Origin of the sequence: Agrobacterium tumefaciens (assembly GCF_013318015.2) — a bacterium.
In the GTDB taxonomy this organism is placed as follows: Bacteria; Pseudomonadota; Alphaproteobacteria; order Rhizobiales; family Rhizobiaceae; genus Agrobacterium; species Agrobacterium tumefaciens.
Map to the genome: position 1 here is coordinate 1 of NZ_CP115842.1, position 16,563 is coordinate 16,563.

Genomic DNA, 16,563 nt, shown 5'->3' on the forward strand with positions numbered 1-16,563 from the left:
AATGCCTAGCCGCGCGCGATCAACGCGCTTGTGTCATCATCCGACAATTCGGGAATTGTATCGACCCGAACTTGCGCCTTGTCAAAAATTGTCCGCGCGTATTTGTAATGGTCTGCCCACTTGAGGTCACGGACGGAATTGAGGGTCTGTTGAGGTACGACCAACCTAGAGATGCCCGCGCTCACGATAGCCCGAGCGCAATCGGCACATGGGAACAACGAGCAATACATTGTAGCGCCCGCTAACTGCTCCCCGTTTTTCTGGGCTTGCGAAATCGCGTTCCTCTCCGCATGTTCCAGAAGGAAGTATTTGGACTGCGGTTCGTTTGCCACCAGCTCGTGGATTTCTTCGCGAGTAAAATTCAGTTCAGTTGGCGGTCTATTTGCACCTATTCCGATGGTCGAGCCATCTGAAGATACGATTACGGCCCCGACGGAGCGATGAGGGTCGAAGCTCTCGCGACGAACCTCCTCACAACGCATCAAGAACCTTCGGTCGATTTCCGAAATTGTCACAACTTATCCGATCTGTTAAACACTCTCCCACTTCATATAAGGGGGAATCATGACACTTTTGGCAGGGGCTTCGTTAAACCCGAGCATTTTGTTTAAGCCCGGCACCAAACCGCTACAACAAGGTTCAAGTGTCGATTTAACCATCGGAGAAATAATCGACCACAAAGGGAAAAAAGTCGAAGGACCATTCACCCTAGAGCCAGGCTGTATGGTTCAAGTTTGCTCCGCCGAGGTCTTCAACCTTCCGCCAACCGTCACCGGGCATGTTACATACAAGACAACTCAAACGCGACGAGGAATTTGGGCTCTTACTGTTGGGATCGTCGATCCGGGATGGGACGGTCCCATCTCCACAACATTGTTGAATTTCAGTCGACAGCCCTACGCCATCATGAAAGGCGATGCGTTCCTCAGAGCCAGCTTCTTTGAACATGATCCCGCACCTACAAACCTGTTAAGGCGGAGCCCTCCGCTGAATGAGTACACTTCGGATATCCAAAAATCTGCTTCAACTACGTTCCCCCTGACATTTCTGGATAGTGAAAAAATCTCGAAATCTGCCGGAGACGCAGTCTTAAAAAAAGTGCGTGACGACGCATTTGCTTGGATCGCAGGTATAGCACTATTGTTTGCCATTGTTCAGCTCGTCACCTCATATCTTCACCCAGCATATACGTTAAGGCCATCCGAGTTCGATCTCTCCAACCTTCGAAAGGAAATCATCACTCTCAAGGAGCAGATAGAAGAACTCGAAAAGCGTCCACCAGCTCCCTGACAAGGGCCGACACCATGACGTAGGAATGGTGATAGTCGGTCACAATCATGGTACTTTTGCCTTCCTTTCCTTTCCGCCGGCAGGCACACTGGGGTATTCCTTCGAGTGCCCGTCATGGCCTTCCAGTTCGTCCACCTCGAACCCTGGTGCCGACGTCCCGATGCCACGGGGCGCAACACCACCTTCGTTTTAGATGAAGCTGCGCGAAAGCCGGTAGCGTCGGCCCACGTTCGCGATCCCAAGCCGCCGACGACAATTTGGGGCGTCGGCGTGGAGGAGGTTCGGGCGATGCACGACGCCGCGGCTGAGGTCGCGATGACGCCCGGCGCACGGGGCAAGCTACGGAAAATCCAGAGCACTCAAAAGACCCTCCACACCTTCGTCGCCTCACATCCCTACACTGTTGAAGAGGTATGCGCCGACAAGTCTAAGTTGGCCGAGGTTCGGAAATGGGAGCGCCTGACGATCGACTGGCTCAAGCGCCAGTACGGCCCGGCGCTCAAGAGCGTGATCCGTCACACTGACGAACAGCAGTGGCATATCCATGCCTACGTCTTGCCGACGGCGGACCCGGAACTCAGGGCCGCTGTCTTCCATCCAGGCATCGTCGCGAAACGTGCGGTAATGGCCGAGGGGCGGAGACCGGGCGAGGACGGAAAGGCCCTGAACAAGCGGTCCAACGCCGCCTACAAGGGCGCGATGCGCGAATGGCAGGACTCGTATCACGAGGCCGTGGCCGTGCCATGCGAGCTTACCCGTATCGGTCCTACGCGTCGGCGGTTGACCCGTGAGGAATGGATGGCGGAACGGACGCAGGCGCAGGCGCTCAAGCGGGCCGTGGAGCGGGCGGCTACCTGCGCGCCTTCGGCTTGCTCGTCGCCTTCGGCGATACGGGCGCGGGCGCGCGCCACCGAGGCAGCAATCATGTCCTGAACAAGCTGAGAGGGCTGCGGGACGGCGGCACGTATACGCGTCTGTGCGTCGTCGTAGGGGTCGAATTCAAAGCCCTTGTCAGCGAAGAGCTTGTCAACAAATTTGAGTCTGGGGGTTGGGGTGGCGTCGGCTCGGCTGGGGTATGTCCCAGCCCGGCGGTCACTCAGCCGTCAACTGCGGCTTTACAACAATTTCAATTTCGTTCATCATTATTGAACATTCCCAAGAAAAACCGCCGGAGGGTTGCGAGCCCGTTGATGGCGGTTTTTTCATGGTTGGTCGCTAACGCGCATCGGTCAAGCGCCGATCACCGTGCCACGTCGCGATACTCTCCAAGTATTTCAGTCGATATGACCGGCTGCGCGGAGTATCGCCGCTTCGTGGTCAGTCGCGGGGGTCACGCTGACGAATTCATCGGGCGTCACAGCGCCAAGGTTCAGCTGTTCGATCAGATCGCGGTCTTTGGAGCCCCAGAGTATTGCGATACCCTTCGGCGCAAGGATATCGCGCGCGCCCCCATTCCGGCGGATTCGCTTCATATAGTCATGCTGCTGCGCAATAGCTTGAACTTGATTGCGGGAGATCGGCCGTTTCTGCACCGTCTCGAACAATCTCGCGAGTCTCACAGTGCCGGACGCCGGAGACATGATCGCCTCCCGATCCGTAGGAGGCAGCACTTCCCAGAAGTTCGGGGGATATGGATGGTCGCGTAGAATCCACCAGATTGACGGGTAGTGCTCCGCCCTGATCTGCCGCTTTGAATCCTTGTTGGTGCTAGTGCTTAGATATTCTGGCCGGCACACCACGATCCCCACATCACAGCGAGCGGTTTTCTCATTCGTCCTTAGGAGCAAAGCGGGATGCCCGATGCTTTCGGTCGGGATCATCCACGATCGCCCCGTCGTGTTCTTGATGTCGACCTCTACCCCGTTCACCAGTAGATCGAGTAGCTTACCCTTAGGAAGCTTCAGATAGTCCCTAACCAGTATCTCGACCTTGGTGCCGATATATGTCTTTTCTGTTTTCTCGGTCTCCTCGAGAGTGAAGCGGTTAGTTCGGGGAGCGTCGATCACCTCATCGTAAGCTTGCCGAAACAGAGCGGGGACCTTCTCGGCGAACGTGTCGAACCCACCACCCTGACGGATTATCGTCGTGACAATGGACGCGAGAACTGCGAAATCAGCGTGTGTCGAATCGAGTGGTACATGAGACATGCCGACAACTATGGATCGGCATGGTTTCTGAGCTGTTAATCCCGTCGCGCTACCGGATCAAAACGGGACGCTATCCCGACTGCTCTATCAAGTCGCCAAGTCGAATGGTAGGTCGGAAATATCACGGATGCGCTTTCCAAGTATCATCGTCTTCAGCATCTCGGCTGCATCCTCGAATGAATGCTCAGCAATCGCCTCTTGAAGTTCAGGCAATGCGACGTGGTAGACACAATCTATGTCTCCGGTGCCCAAAGCAAGGGACGCAAGGCGGTTTGGTGTCGGTTCGGCAGTAACGACCACGATATGGGGGACGCGTCCTTTCCGATTTCTAACGAGATTGAGAGCTTCTGATCTGGCGTTCTGGGCGCGATCCGATCGCAGGGTCCATTTACAGGATATACTAGCGTGCAAGATCGGAAGAGCGCTGTTCTTCAGTCTTAAAGTTGTCAGTCGCGACACGTCATCATCGACGAGAAATTCGTCGGCATTGATCTGTTCATCCGTCAACGGCGAGCGCAGGATCATCACGTCAGGTTTGATGATGTAGTCCATCCCTATGGCGACGGCGAGCTCTGGATTAGTGGCAGCCAGGTCATTCAGCGAAGCCAAGTGTGAATACTGGTCTGCTTCGGCGATTGCCAGTCGCCGGCCGCCTTTAATCACCGTGAAGGTGCCAGGTCTGATAATTCCCAGCCGCGGCAACGTCTGCTCGACGTACTTACCTACGACCTCCTCGAACTTGCTGCCTGCCATCTGGCCGGCCATTCGAGCGCCGACAACTTCGTCGCCTAGCCGGCTGATAATGCCCTTCGCGATCTTCACGCTCTGGTTTGAATCCTTGTCAGCGATTGAAGGATTGCCGTTCCCGTCGAGATAAAGAATCTTGCTGTTGAACAGTGCGGCGTGGAAGGCCTTCCGGGCTTCGACGAAATAGGCTTGAGCAGCAATCACGCTCAAACCGCAACAGCCCCAAAAACTGTACGGGCTTCTATCGCTTCACGGACCTTTTCGGCCACAGCCCGCGCAACGGGCGGCGGGAAGGCGTTCCCAACCTGACGGTATGCTGCGGTCTTCCTGCCGTGAAAATGCCAAGCGTCATCGAAGCCTTGAATGCGCGCAGCCATTCGCACCGTTAGGCGCGGCATCCCGACGAAGTCACGAGCAGGTGCCTCGTCGGCAATGCCCATCCCATCAACACCGAGCGTTGCCCACGCTCTCTTCGCGCGTGTCGGGCCAAGGTCCGGGCCGCCATGCTTTTTACTTCCTCCGACCAAGGTGGGCGCAACGTCATTCGCCCGTTTAGCCCAAGCCTTTGTTCCTTTCCAGCCGTTCGCCCCCATCAGATCAAACAGAGTCTCGCCGACAGTTGGAGCATCGGCCGGCGATGGCGTCGGCCACTCGAAACGGTCCTTGATGTCGTCGCGGAGAGCGACGATGATCACGCGCGGACGGAGCTGCGGCACGCCGTAATCGCTGGCATTGAATAGACGCCAATGGGCCTCGTAGCCCAGCTTCTTCAGTTCGCCTCGGATAAATCCGCGATAATCCTCAAAGACCGCACCCAAGAATCCACGGACGTTCTCAATCATGATCGCCTTGGGGCGTGTCTCATTCACCAATCGAATGGCGGCCGGGAACAGGTTACGTTCGTCTTTGTCCCCCAATTGCTTTCCAGCAATGGAGAACGGCGGGCACGGCAAACCACCAGCAAGGAGGTCGATGCCCTTGTAGCTGCGACCGTCGAACAGTGTCAGGTCTTCCTCGTGTACGGTCCATTCCTTGCGGTTCAGTCTGAGGGTTGCACAGCAGTCGCGATCGATCTCCACAACGCCGGCATGGTCGAAACCTGCAAGCTCAAGGCCTCGTGCTTGACCGCCAGCCCCAGCGCACATTTCAAGTGAGGTGAAAGACATTGGGCCTCCGAACAAGAACAAAAAAAGAACGTTGCCGAGGTAGCACGGCGTGCGACTCGGCGCAACGGATTCATCCGTCAAGTTATTGTTACAAGGTTTTCGCAAGCTTGACCGGGGGAACGGAGCGGGAATCCACAGGTTTACTTCACGCTTGGAGGAAGTCGGTGATTCGTTGCTCAACGTCCCTTATGTTGCGAAGTTCGCATTCCCAGACCACGAGGACTTGCCATCCCATTTCCTCAAGCTTGGATAGGTTCGCGGCATCGCGGGCGACATTTCGGTCCATTTTAGGTCCCCAGTACCCGGTATTGGACTTTGCCGCCGAACGCGCTTCCCAGCACGTGGGATCATACCGCAAATGTGCGTGCCAATAGCAGCCTCTTACTTCGATTATCTTCCGACGTGGCCCGAGGACTATATCCGGCTTCCCCGGGAGGTCCTTCCGATGGAGCCGATAACGATACCCGAGGGAATGAACAAGCCGGCGCACCTTCATTTCGGGGCCAGTATCCTTGCTCCGAATGCGCGACATATTTTGACTACGTTGTTCGGTCGTTTCGGGCATCTTCGTTGGGGCTGATTTTCCGTGACAACATTTGAGCCTTATCGAATGCTTGCATATATGTACATATCGATCTCCATGTCCCCCACCCGCCCAAGGGCGGAGCTGCGGCCCTCCCGTTAACTGATCGTATGTAAACATTTTTTGGAAACGGCTGTCCAAACCCAGGTTCCCCAGCCACTTTCCCTGTTATTATTCAATAACTTAGCCACACGTCGCCAGTGCCGGGAATACCCCCACACTGCACCCCCACAAGGGCGCTTTTGCCGATGTCGAACTTCCTCCGGCGCGAAGCCGATTCCTTCTTTTTCCGGCGGCGAGTCCCCGCCTCTCTTCAAGCCCGCCTCGGTCAGTCTGAAATATACAGGTCTTTAAAGACCACCGTGCGAAGAACAGCCAGAGCGCGAGCAGCGCACCTGTTTATTGCCACAGAGAGTTTGTTTCGGACGTTGGAAGAGGATGATGAATTTCCATTCACGGATGACGATATCCGGGTTGCCGTTCGCAGATGGCTGAACACGCCACCGTGGAAGCAACGCCTCAAGATCGTGGACGAGATGTCGCCCGGTGGACTCAGGGCCTATCATGAATCTCTGCCGGACACGCTCCTCAAGATGAGCGCGGATGAAGGCGTCTCTTACGGTGACAATCTCGGTCAAGAAGCGAATGCCGCGCTGGACCACTCAGAATATTTTGACGTTCGAAGCGGGGACCGCCTTCGACGGACAGCGAGAGCGCTTCAGGATCAACTACGCGAATATGTCGATCGTCAAATGGAAGCCGTCTTCGGACAGGAACCCGTCGCAGTGGCCACGATGCAGACCGTAGCCGCAGTAACGCCGCCGGAACCGCCCGCAAACATGACGAAGCTTTCGACGTTCATCCAATCTTGGCAGAAGGACATCATAGCCGGATACAATTACAATGATCCTCTGAAGGACGCAGATCAGTATCTGAAGACCGTGGAAATGTTCATCAGCCTGATGGACGACCTTCCTGTCGGGCGGATTACGTTCGAGAAGGCCGCAGAATTCAGGGAGCTCATTCTCCAGTTGCCATCCACCCATGGCAAGGGTGGGACCGCTTCCCCGAAAAAGGAACTCGCCCGCGCCCGCGCTGACAAGACCCTGCCGCGGGTCAGCATGAAGACTGCCAAGCGTCACTTCTCCGGGATGAATTCCATTTGGAAGTGGCTCATTCACCGAAAGCATGTCCCCGCCACCCTCCAACCTTTCTCAGGGCATTCGTTCCCCGGTACGAAGCAGAAGAAATCCGCCCGCAATGATTGGTCTCGCGAAGACATGCAGCGGCTGTTTACGTCCCGCGAATACCGGGATGCATCGGGCTCCAGTGCCTTGCACTGGCTACCACTCATCTCGCTCTATTCCGGCATGAGGTTGGAGGAAATATGCCGCCTGCGTCCAGGCACCGATATACTTGTCAAGGATGGCATGCCATGCTTCGACATCACCGCGCGACAGGACTGGGACCCGAAATCGGAAGCTGGCAGGCGTGTCATCCCGATACACTCATGGCTGCTGAAGCATGGCATTATGGACTTCGTAAAAGCGCAGCGGGCTAGAGGTGCCGAACATCTCTTCTCTCCCGAACTTCCGTTCGGCAAAAGCATCAGTGCCTCATTCAGCCGCGATTTTTCAAGGCTCAAGATTGACTTGGGCGTCGGTTCAAAAACCGTGTTCCATTCTTTCCGACACACTTTTAGAACCATCTTGGAATCTACCGACCTCAAAGAATCGCATATCGATGCAGTTATGGGCCACGAGGGAGGGGGCAGCGAGGGGCGCACCTACACAAAACGTGTCAGCACCGCAAAGCTCAAGGAAGTGGTCGAGGCGTTCGAGCCGCCTCTTGATCTTGCATTCCTCGGGACGGCATCAGCCGATACCCCGCTGCCTTTGCCGAAAATTGCCGTGAAGAAGAGAAAGCTCACACCGCCCGTTCTTGATGCGAATGGGCGGATTCACAGAGGGCGGAAGTAACCACCCGGCAGGGGTAGCATCGCTCTCTTCCACAACGATTTTTTCCTGCCCTTCGGGGCGGGCCACGTGTCCCGCCCCGATCCGCCTTGCGGACCGGGGAAAAAATAGTTGCGGAACCTTCTCGCTCAGTGACAGCGGGAGGGGCGGCTCTTGATGCCCTCCGGGCACCGCCATGCCCTGTTAGGCCAAGGCGGGACAAGAGCCTATGCCGCCCCTCCCACAGTCAACCCCAGCCTAGCCGTTGTGCCAACCTGACTCACGTTAACACCTTCGACGCCTTCTTTCCGGGTTCCCGAAAATCAATTCCGATCGCCCTGGGCTCGACTCCTGAAATTTGCTATAAAATTCATGTTTTCAATGAGTTATGGAGATTTTCATGGAGACGAAAAAGACCTTGATTCGCGGTCTGGCGATTGATGTCATCGTTGTCGAAACGATGCATTCCGACAGCCTAGGCCACCTCTTCTATATCGCCATGATCTATGTCCGCGTCCGCAGGACTGGTGCGCAGCACCTTGTTCAGCGGACCCGTATCCCCGGAACCGCGCAGGCTCTTGCCCGCGACGTTCAGCGCCGAGGCATCCGAGCTCTGGAAACTTTCAAGCAAGCCGCATGACAACCAGAAAGGGCACCCACATGAAAGCCGTGAAATTTGAAGGATGGGAACGTGACACTGACATCGCAGAGCATGCATGGACGAACTATTACATGGCCGGAGAGGGCCCCGAAGACGACTATGACATGGTGATCATCGGCGAGCCCGATCAAGAAGCTCCCGCATCTTGCGAAGTCATCGGTTTTCGTGACGGAGATCAGGTTGTCATTCACAAAAGTATCGAGGACGATTTTGAAACGGCATGCCGAACGGCAGAGATAGAGGCCCGTCGCGCTGCCATCCGGATTGTGAAGTGAAAGGATGAACATGAACGACATCACGCAGATACCGACAGAACAGTTCCCGCTGAACTATCAACGTTACAATCGTCTGATGGATGAAATCCGGGATGCCGCACGAGGCTTCGAACGAATGGGTATTATGGGATCTTGATCGACGGCTGATGGACATCCCCGCCGACTTGCTCGGCGTATGGGAAACCATACACGAAACCGAACGCGCAATGCGCTCAGGCGCCATCCCGAAAGCGGATGGGTAAAGACACCACCCGGAACGCCAGAAGGCCCTATACGGCCTTTAAAATGGATTAGAAAGTGGACGCGGGGCCGGATCGGTCCCGTTTTCGTGTGGTCTGTCCCAGTGGCTGGAATTGCCGTCGTCACCCTGACCTACTCCGATCGGCTGGAAGCGAAGCCATCATCCTCTCCCGGATCACCTTCGTTCCATCCCGACCAGTCGAAGCCTGCCGGATCGACATCTGCAACAAGCTCTGCGGCTTCGAGAACAAGGGACGCACAACGCTCGATGTCCACCGCTCCGTCATCAAGCTCTTCCGAAAGCTTCCGATCTATCTCGGCGATCCTCTCCCGGGCGACGGCTGGCAATCCGAGATGGACGAGGATGTCGGCAAGTACGGGATAGCCGAGGGCGACATGATCGTTCATGTCTTCGGCCCCTTCGTGTTTTCTGGATCATCGCCCTCAGGTCCCCGATCAGGATTCGATTCGGGTTCCGGCGGCTTGGGCTGCGCAGCCTCCCACCGCGTCGCCTCCCGGAGGGCTGCGACGGCGATCTCGTCATCTGTCGCACCGTTCATGCCAAGCGTGCGCAGAGACATCCAGTCCTGGACATAGATGCGGTTCCTCAGCCATTCCACCGCTCCCGGGGGAACGCGATATTCGAGAAGTTCACGCGCTCGTGCCGCCGATCGCGGGCGTTTCAAATCCTTCACCAGCCTCGACCATGTTGGTGCCACGCGGCTGGTGGTCGGGTAATGCATCATGTCGATACCGCGCTCCATCGCATATGCGGTCGGGCCGCGGTCCTCATCATCGAGATAGTCGAGGCTCGCCTTTCCGGAGGACGATGATTTCGACTCCCGGGAGGGAGCCGAAAGAGCTCCCGGGTGACGGTTTCCGAAAGAGAACGAGAATTCCGGCATTTGCGGCTTGACGGCAAGTAGCGCGGACAGGATGCCGAGAAGTTGGAGCATCACCTTGCCCGCAGGATCAGCACCCCGGCGTTGCCGCTGGCGCTCCACAAGAGCGCGGCTAACCCGATCAGCGCAGTTTCGACGCCTCTTTTTCCGTTCTGGCTTCACCGTTTCCCTCTTTGCAACGCTTCCCAATAAGAAGGATGCGATTCAACAAGGACCGGCGCAAATCGCACCAAGGAAAGGCTTTATACTGAGCCAATCATGTGCATTCTACATTGATGGCTCATCAATTCACGACTCTACGTTCGGCTGTAGAAAAGCTGCTTGAGGCAGAATATTTCCTTGCGCATCTAGCTCAGGTTAGCGGTCCCGCATTCCAGTTCGAATTGAATGCATTCCTCTCGGCAAGCAGAAGCGTCACCTTCGTCCTTCAGAAGGTGATGTCTGAGGTGCCTGGATTCGCCACGTGGTACGCACAAAAACAAGCTGTGATGAGAACTGATACCGCGATGCGGTTCTTCATCGAGTTGCGGAACATCTCACAGAAACAGGGGCCAGTATCATTTGTCGGGGGGAGCCTCCCGGGAGGAGGTTGGACCTACCGCTTTGTAGGACAGCCAAATGCATTGCCCGAGGAACTGTCTGGGAGAGACATTGGCAGTTGCTGTGCGGTTCATATTGCTAAGCTGGCCACCCTACTGCTCGAATGTGCAGATGCGTTTCCGTTCCAGACTTGCCCCCGTCGTGCGTTCACTGAAGATGGCATGGCAGAACTTAGATACACATGGAGGGATGTTGAGACTGCTATCGGATTGCCGCGAGAATATACCGATGTGGGCGGCATCCCCGCATCCGAAAAACTCCGCATACTCAGCCGTGAAATCGAACCACTGGATCTGGCATCAATTCAACGAATAGCTGCCGGGCAGATTTTTGCCGGAAAGCAGGTTCTTAAATTCCCAGAGACGAGCGGACTAGATTTGGTGGATGACATCGCCACGATGATGGCTGACAACAACTCTGGAGCGGGAAGCTCACGGAACCTGTTTCTCGATGCAATAATGAGACGCATCAAATCAATCGAGGAGGAAACGTGACCTGACTTTGTTCACCGCCGATTTGAGAGAGCTCCCAAAGCCGAAGTAGATTCTGGAGGCCGAAGCGCGGCGATTTCCAGCCGCGTCTCTGCAAGCTGATACCCTACCTCTGTCAGATTCTGCCGCAGGTTCCGAGCCCGGGTTTCGGCCTCTCGCCTTCCGGCATCGGCGGTGGCGGCACGGTCGTGGGCATCGGAGGCAGCTCGACGCAGATCGTCCACTTCCGAGGCGACAGCCTCCCGGAGACGATCCTGAATTCTTGATTTCTGGAACCCATCCCAAAGGCTACGCAGAATGCCGGGCAGGCGCTGGAGGTGCGCCGCAGCCTCCCGGACGCGGGCGCCTTCTTCGCGGACCCGGTTCATCATCGACTTCGCCCGACGCTGTTCCCGCAATGCCTTATCCTGTGCCTGCAACGCGGCATTCGTTGCGGTCTTGGCGGCGGCAAGCAGGTGATCGGCATCCGCCTGCGCTCGTGCCGCCGACTCCCGGATCATGGCGGCATCGGCCTTCGTCGTGCTGATGACGGACTTCGCCTCCTCGCGGACTTCCAACGCCCTTTCCAAAGTCTTCTGTAACGCCTTGGCCTGTTGCTTCTCCGCCTGCCATTCCTGCCGCGACAGACGGCGGAGGCCGGGGCCGATTCGGGCGAGGCCGCAGCGGACGGCGACGGCATCGAAATAAGCGTCCTGCCAGCCGCGCATCGCCGCCTTGTAGGCGTTGTCGCCGCGTTTGTTCAGCACCTTCGGGTCTTCATCGTCACGGGGACCGGCCGCCATGATTTTGGCCTTGGCAACGAGGCCCGGGTGCAGACCAGCCGCTTTCATCTCCCGATCCCGAGGCAGGATGTAGGCATGGACATGCCACCTGGATTCGTCCTCATGCCGGACAACCGACACGAGACCGTCGCCGTAGAGGTCCCGGAGCCAGTCCACCGTCATGGATTCCCATAGTTCAGCCTCGGCCCGCTTCGCTGGATCGGCGGCGACCTCATCCATGGTCAGCGGATGGCTCGCGACGACGGTCATCAGAGTGTGCTGGTCTTGCCTCACGCGGCGTTCCTTGCCGCCCTTCGGCGTTGTCCGGGCATCAGCGGCGGCTGCATCGTGCATCGCCTCGACCCGATCGATGTCCACGCCATAGACGATCACGGCAGGGCGCGGCACCTCGACATGATGGCAGGCGGTGGGGTCCCGGCGTGCCTCTCCGAAGATGAAGGATGTGTTGCGCCCATTGCCGTCACCCTTCCGGCTGTAACCCTGCATGTGGATGAATTGAAACGCCATCGCCCGCCTCCCGCCTGTCACAGGAAAATGGTCAGCGCCGGCGGCGCAGGAAACAACGGAAACGAAGTCGTAGCGACGGACTAATACTTTTCCCTTCGGTCAAAGCGTCCACCCTTCGGGGAGGCCTTCCGCCGGACCTGGCAGGGGCCTTATCGCCGCCTCCCGGGCGACGAGGCAACCGGGAGGTTGCCATGGTGACGATCGTTGCCGCCGTCACGCCGCGATGCGGCAAGTATCATCCCAACGTTCCGATGGATGATAAGGGGCCGACAGCCGACGCTTCGCCCAGCCCGGTTCATGGGCTTCCTGAATCGTCCGCATTCGAGCCTGCCGTTCGGCCTGTTCGTCAGTCTCGAATGGAATTTCGTCGTCTTCGGTCGGCGGTCGAGGCGTGATCCTGACGACTTTCGCCCCTTCGAAGAGATTCACGATGCTCCTCACGTCGTCTTCAATCTCGTCCTCATCCTCGATTTCGCAATCTTCGAAATGACCTAGGGTCCCTGTCGGGACAGTTGGCCTACATGTGTGAACGATATACCAGGCGGCTTCCGCCGCCTCGCGTATATCGTCCGACGATGCAGTTGCATCCATCGCCATGCGGGCCACGCGCAGGGCTTCCTCCGGCTCCGGTCCGAACGCCTCGTCCCACCACTCCCGCGCCCGCTTTTGCCATTCCCGGATGTCGAGGCCATCCTCTTCGGACAACCGGGCAGGATCGTAGTGCTGGACCATGATCATGGGTTCTGCCCACGGCGAATGCCGCCACTGTGGCAGGGACAGGCCGAGCACGATGTTGCCTGATCCATCAGCCCGCTCGTTCCGCGACTTCCGTTCCGGCTTCTCCGGTGGAACGGCAGGCAAGGTGCCATCCTCATGAACATCATCGTCGGTGTCGGTCGGCTCGCCGTCATCGGCCTTGCGTGACAGCTTCCTCACGCGCATCAGCTTGCCATCGCCGTGTCCGACATGGACGCGTACGACTTTCTCCTTGCTCTTGTTCAGGTCCCGCAGCCATTCCGCGAACGGCCCCAGCGGCTGCCAGATTTTCAGGCGCTGGGTCTGCCGATACAGCCACACGAGCTCGTCGTCGCACGCCGCGAGGGTGTCGGCGGGCTTGCTACAATATTTGACGATCTCCTCGACGCTCTGGACCCTGCCGTTGTCCTTCCACTCGGAGCCCATGAACTCATGCGTCTCCCGCAGGAACTTCTCCCACTCGCCTTTCATGTTGCGGGTCGGCCAGTAGATCACGTTGGCATGGACGTTATAGAGGACCGTACCCGGCGCATACCGATCCGTCATGCCGCGCTGTTCCGCCGTCTTCCTCGTGAATTCGATCCCCCGGAAGACGACCTCGACGCCGTATTTCTTGACCCGGTGCGCCCATTTCGAAATCCGGCGGGAGAGCGCTTGGATTTCCTCACGGAGGGTCCCGAAGGCCGGGACGGGCTGGGGAGCGGTGAACACGGCATAACGCATGTACTTGCCGATGTAAGCGGTCTTGTGGCTGGTGCCGGACATGAAAAGCTTTAAGGCATTGACCATCGGACGACGATCACGGGCGGCGACCGTCGGAAGGAACCGCACCGCCAGATAGACCGGAAGCGATTCCACAATGCCCGTCACGGCGGAGATCAGTGTCACGTCCCCGTCGCGGATGACGTTGATGCCGCCGCGAGCCAACGCCGATGCGATATGCTCCGTCTGTTCAGTCAGAAGCCGGGAAGCGGCAGCGCGCTTCGCCCAGGCAACAGGGTCCATCTCCCATCCGGTATTCGATTGCAGAACGTCGTGATGGGATTTCTTCGCAGGCCCGTTCGCAACCATCTCCATGGCGGTGCGGGCTGCCAGAGCTTCGGCGGCGCGTTTCGCGAGGCCAGACATGGCGTTGTCAACAATTTGGTTTTGAAAAACAGTCTTCGGCGCGGCTTCGGATGGTGAATATCCGCGCCGGGCGCTCAACTAGCCGTCAACGGCGAGTTTACAATCTCAGCAATGTCGTTCAGCATTCTGGAACATCCTGTAAAAACCGCCGGAGAGGGGCCAACCTCGTTGATGGCGGTTTTTCTATGCTCGATCGTGGGCGAGCCAGCGTCAACACCAAGCCACTTTCAGTTGACCAATGAATCACATACCTTCCAAGCCCAACATGGAGAAAACTATGCTCAGTGCAGAGATCGAAGACGCTCAACGCAGTGTCAAAACCGATGCCTACCAGATGTCTATTGGTGAAATAGTCACGATGTATGACGACAAGGAAATCGTCATCGACCCAGATTTTCAGCGGATGTTCCGATGGGAAGTTGGCCAAAAATCAAAGCTGATAGAATCGCTTCTGCTCGGCATACCTCTTCCGTCAATCTTTGTATTCGAGAAGAATGACGGCACATGGGAGCTCATTGACGGCCTTCAGAGGATCTCGACCATCTTAGAGTTTATGGGGAAACTGAGGGAGGAGAATGGTGACCTTCGTCCACCATCGGTCCTTGAAGCAACGAAATATCTTCCGTCGCTTCACAATGGTGTATGGGAGAAGTCTGAACGACTGGAATATATCCCCATGAACGAGCAGGCGCCGATCGACAAAAGTCACCAGATCGCAATCAGGCGCGCTCGAATCGGCGTCGAAATCCTAAAGCGCCCAAGCGACGATCAGACCAAATTCGATCTCTTTCAACGGTTGAACGCAGGGGGAACCCAAGCGAATGCTCAGGAACTTCGCAATTGCGTGATGCTGATGGTCAACAAGAATTTCTTCGCAGGAATCAAGGTGGCTGCAGAGTCAGCACAGTTTCAGAAAGTAACAAACATTTCTGAAGATCAGGCTTCGAAACAGCGCCATATGGAACTTGCTGTCCGATTCCTAGTCCATACGAACGTACCTTACGATGGGAAACTAGATGTCGAAGAATATATAGACGAGGGAATTATTTCACTCGCCATAGCCGGAGATCGCGCTACCGCGGTTAAGCAGGTCACTGAGACTTTCGATCTCCTCGACAAGGCGGCTGGCGGGGATGCCTTGCGCAGATGGGAGAACAATCATCCCTCAGGAAAAATTGGCCTGGTAGCTCTTGAAGGCATCGCGGTGGGAATTGCTAAAAACCTAGACCGCATCAAGGCGAAACAAGACCCGGTCGGCTTTGTCCGTGACCAGATTAAGTCCTTTTGGGTCCAAGACGGCGTCAAAGGCCTGACGGCGCCCGGGATGCGCGGCACCACAAGAATTCAAAGGACGGTACCATTCGGAGAAGAATGGTTTGCCGTATGAGCAAGGCATTCACCGAAGACGAGTTCAGCGATCAGATCACTCAAGACCGCACATGGCGCTTGAGAGAGATTTCTGATCTGAAATCTGCTGTCCAGCGAGCAGACAGAACACTTCAAACTGTTCTCCTTAGAGCCCTTGTTACCGTGTGTTACGCACACTGGGAAGGGTATGTAAAATTCACAGCGATGAAGTACATGGACTTCATCGCAAGGAGGAAGTTTCAGTATTCGGAACTCAACGCACAGTTCCTGCGGAATTATTTCCTTCCGCGATTAGCAGCATTATCAACGAATAAAACAAGCATGAAAGATAGATGTAGCCTCGTTGACGAGATATTATTCTCATCAGACAAGAGGTTCTCAAAAACAAACGTCGACTTGATCAACACAAAGGCAAATTTAAATTACGATGTACTGAAAGATATCTGTACCGTTTGCGGTGTACCCGTGGAAGCCTTTTCGGATTCGGAAACATTTTTGGACGTTTTATTGTTGAAGCGCAGAAATGAAATAGCTCACGGTGAAAACACGTTTGTGGCTGTTGAGGACCTTGATGACATTGCGGATAAAACAATCGCACTCATGCGCGCCTTTGGCGATTCCGTGGAGAACCAGATCGCGACGAAGGGATATCGCGCCGACGTTCAGCCAGCAGCGCTAGGCCCAGCCGCCGCAGAACTCCAAGGCTAGATGGTTTGGTAAAGCCGGCGGCGAAGGCGTGCATTCTGTCAACTGGACGACTCCGAAAATAGCGATCATGAAAACCCAAAGTTATAATTGTTGACACCCCCACAAACTACCCCCACATTGTTGACGCGACATTGAGCAATGCTTTGAAATTGCAACGGAATCTAACTTGGCCGTCCGGCTCCAGGTTCCCCAGCCAATCCTCCCTAAAAGCCCTTAACTCCCTGATTTTCCAGTCGTGCCGGATGTCGTTTTGGCAT

18 protein-coding genes are annotated in these 16,563 nt (G+C 56.4%); 9 read left to right on the top strand and 9 right to left on the bottom strand.

The genetic code is table 11. The annotated features are described in order from the left end of the window. Positions 1-5: 5 nt before the first annotated feature. Positions 6-515, bottom strand: a complete 510-nt coding sequence (locus tag G6L97_RS13655) for a deoxycytidylate deaminase (protein WP_174002945.1) — start codon at positions 513-515, stop codon at positions 6-8. Between the two features lie 49 nt (positions 516-564). Between G6L97_RS13655 and G6L97_RS13660 the strand changes: the two genes are divergently transcribed. Together G6L97_RS13660 and G6L97_RS13665 are read left to right on the top strand one after the other, a co-directional pair. Then, positions 565-1,290, top strand: coding sequence for a dCTP deaminase domain-containing protein (locus tag G6L97_RS13660; protein WP_174002947.1), 726 nt, complete (start codon positions 565-567; stop codon positions 1,288-1,290). A gap of 114 nt (positions 1,291-1,404) precedes the next feature. Next, complete coding sequence (locus tag G6L97_RS13665) at positions 1,405-2,223, top strand: hypothetical protein (RefSeq protein ID WP_174002949.1); 819 nt, start codon at positions 1,405-1,407, stop codon at positions 2,221-2,223. Between the two features lie 341 nt (positions 2,224-2,564). Here the strand turns inward: G6L97_RS13665 and G6L97_RS13670 are convergent, their stop codons facing one another. The 4 genes from G6L97_RS13670 to G6L97_RS13685 all read right to left on the bottom strand — a co-directional run bounded on the left by G6L97_RS13670 (position 2,565) and on the right by G6L97_RS13685 (position 6,053). Then, entirely contained in the window at positions 2,565-3,437 is an 873-nt protein-coding gene (locus G6L97_RS13670) for a NaeI family type II restriction endonuclease (protein ID WP_174002952.1), read from the bottom strand. An 87-nt stretch (positions 3,438-3,524) separates the two neighbouring features. Next, complete coding sequence (locus G6L97_RS13675) at positions 3,525-4,388, bottom strand: NgoMIV family type II restriction endonuclease (RefSeq protein WP_272438508.1); 864 nt, start codon at positions 4,386-4,388, stop codon at positions 3,525-3,527. 2 nt (positions 4,389-4,390) lie between these two features. After that, positions 4,391-5,350, bottom strand: a complete 960-nt coding sequence (locus G6L97_RS13680; protein WP_174002955.1) for a DNA cytosine methyltransferase — start codon at positions 5,348-5,350, stop codon at positions 4,391-4,393. 145 nt (positions 5,351-5,495) lie between these two features. Next, a complete protein-coding gene (locus G6L97_RS13685) occupies positions 5,496-6,053 on the bottom strand; it encodes a very short patch repair endonuclease (RefSeq protein ID WP_323131703.1) in 558 nt (185 codons plus the stop codon). 128 nt (positions 6,054-6,181) lie between these two features. Here G6L97_RS13685 and G6L97_RS13690 point away from each other — a divergent pair, with 128 nt between their 5' ends. The 4 genes from G6L97_RS13690 (at position 6,182) to G6L97_RS13705 (ending at position 8,960) form a co-directional block, all read left to right on the top strand. After that, the gene (locus tag G6L97_RS13690; protein ID WP_174002961.1) at positions 6,182-7,912 is read left to right on the top strand and encodes a site-specific integrase; all 1,731 of its coding nucleotides are present in this window, start codon (positions 6,182-6,184) and stop codon (positions 7,910-7,912) included. A 376-nt stretch (positions 7,913-8,288) separates the two neighbouring features. Next, positions 8,289-8,528, top strand: coding sequence for a hypothetical protein (locus G6L97_RS13695; RefSeq protein WP_174002963.1), 240 nt, complete (start codon positions 8,289-8,291; stop codon positions 8,526-8,528). A 20-nt stretch (positions 8,529-8,548) separates the two neighbouring features. Beyond that, positions 8,549-8,824, top strand: a complete 276-nt coding sequence (locus tag G6L97_RS13700) for a hypothetical protein (RefSeq protein WP_174002966.1) — start codon at positions 8,549-8,551, stop codon at positions 8,822-8,824. A gap of 10 nt (positions 8,825-8,834) precedes the next feature. Further along, on the top strand, positions 8,835-8,960 hold the full coding sequence (locus tag G6L97_RS13705; protein ID WP_272438441.1) for a hypothetical protein: 126 nt from the start codon (positions 8,835-8,837) through the stop codon (positions 8,958-8,960). A 236-nt stretch (positions 8,961-9,196) separates the two neighbouring features. On the opposite strand, the gene G6L97_RS13710 is transcribed toward G6L97_RS13705, so the two are convergent. Together G6L97_RS13710 and G6L97_RS13715 are read right to left on the bottom strand one after the other, a co-directional pair. Then, on the bottom strand, positions 9,197-9,472 hold the full coding sequence (locus G6L97_RS13710) for a hypothetical protein (protein WP_174002968.1): 276 nt from the start codon (positions 9,470-9,472) through the stop codon (positions 9,197-9,199). Beyond that, a complete protein-coding gene (locus G6L97_RS13715; protein ID WP_174002971.1) occupies positions 9,469-10,020 on the bottom strand; it encodes a hypothetical protein in 552 nt (183 codons plus the stop codon). The genes G6L97_RS13710 and G6L97_RS13715 overlap by 4 nt, the downstream gene beginning before the upstream one ends. Positions 10,021-10,241: 221 nt before the next feature. Here G6L97_RS13715 and G6L97_RS13720 point away from each other — a divergent pair, with 221 nt between their 5' ends. After that, the gene (locus G6L97_RS13720) at positions 10,242-11,060 is read left to right on the top strand and encodes a hypothetical protein (RefSeq protein WP_174002974.1); all 819 of its coding nucleotides are present in this window, start codon (positions 10,242-10,244) and stop codon (positions 11,058-11,060) included. Positions 11,061-11,071: 11 nt separating this feature from the next. On the opposite strand, the gene G6L97_RS13725 is transcribed toward G6L97_RS13720, so the two are convergent. Both G6L97_RS13725 and G6L97_RS13730 read right to left on the bottom strand, forming a co-directional pair. Next, positions 11,072-12,346 carry a plasmid recombination protein gene (locus tag G6L97_RS13725; protein WP_174002977.1) on the bottom strand — a complete coding sequence of 425 codons (1,275 nt, stop codon included), beginning with the start codon at positions 12,344-12,346 and terminating at the stop codon, positions 11,072-11,074. Between the two features lie 213 nt (positions 12,347-12,559). Beyond that, a complete protein-coding gene (locus G6L97_RS13730; protein ID WP_174002980.1) occupies positions 12,560-14,308 on the bottom strand; it encodes a hypothetical protein in 1,749 nt (582 codons plus the stop codon). 199 nt (positions 14,309-14,507) lie between these two features. On the opposite strand from G6L97_RS13730, the gene G6L97_RS13735 reads away from it, so the two are divergent. Continuing rightward, positions 14,508-15,617, top strand: a complete 1,110-nt coding sequence (locus tag G6L97_RS13735) for a DUF262 domain-containing protein (RefSeq protein ID WP_174002983.1) — start codon at positions 14,508-14,510, stop codon at positions 15,615-15,617. Next, the gene (locus G6L97_RS13740; protein ID WP_174002985.1) at positions 15,614-16,306 is read left to right on the top strand and encodes an MAE_28990/MAE_18760 family HEPN-like nuclease; all 693 of its coding nucleotides are present in this window, start codon (positions 15,614-15,616) and stop codon (positions 16,304-16,306) included. Before G6L97_RS13735 ends, G6L97_RS13740 begins: the two co-directional genes overlap by 4 nt. The last annotated feature ends 257 nt before the right edge of the window (positions 16,307-16,563 follow it).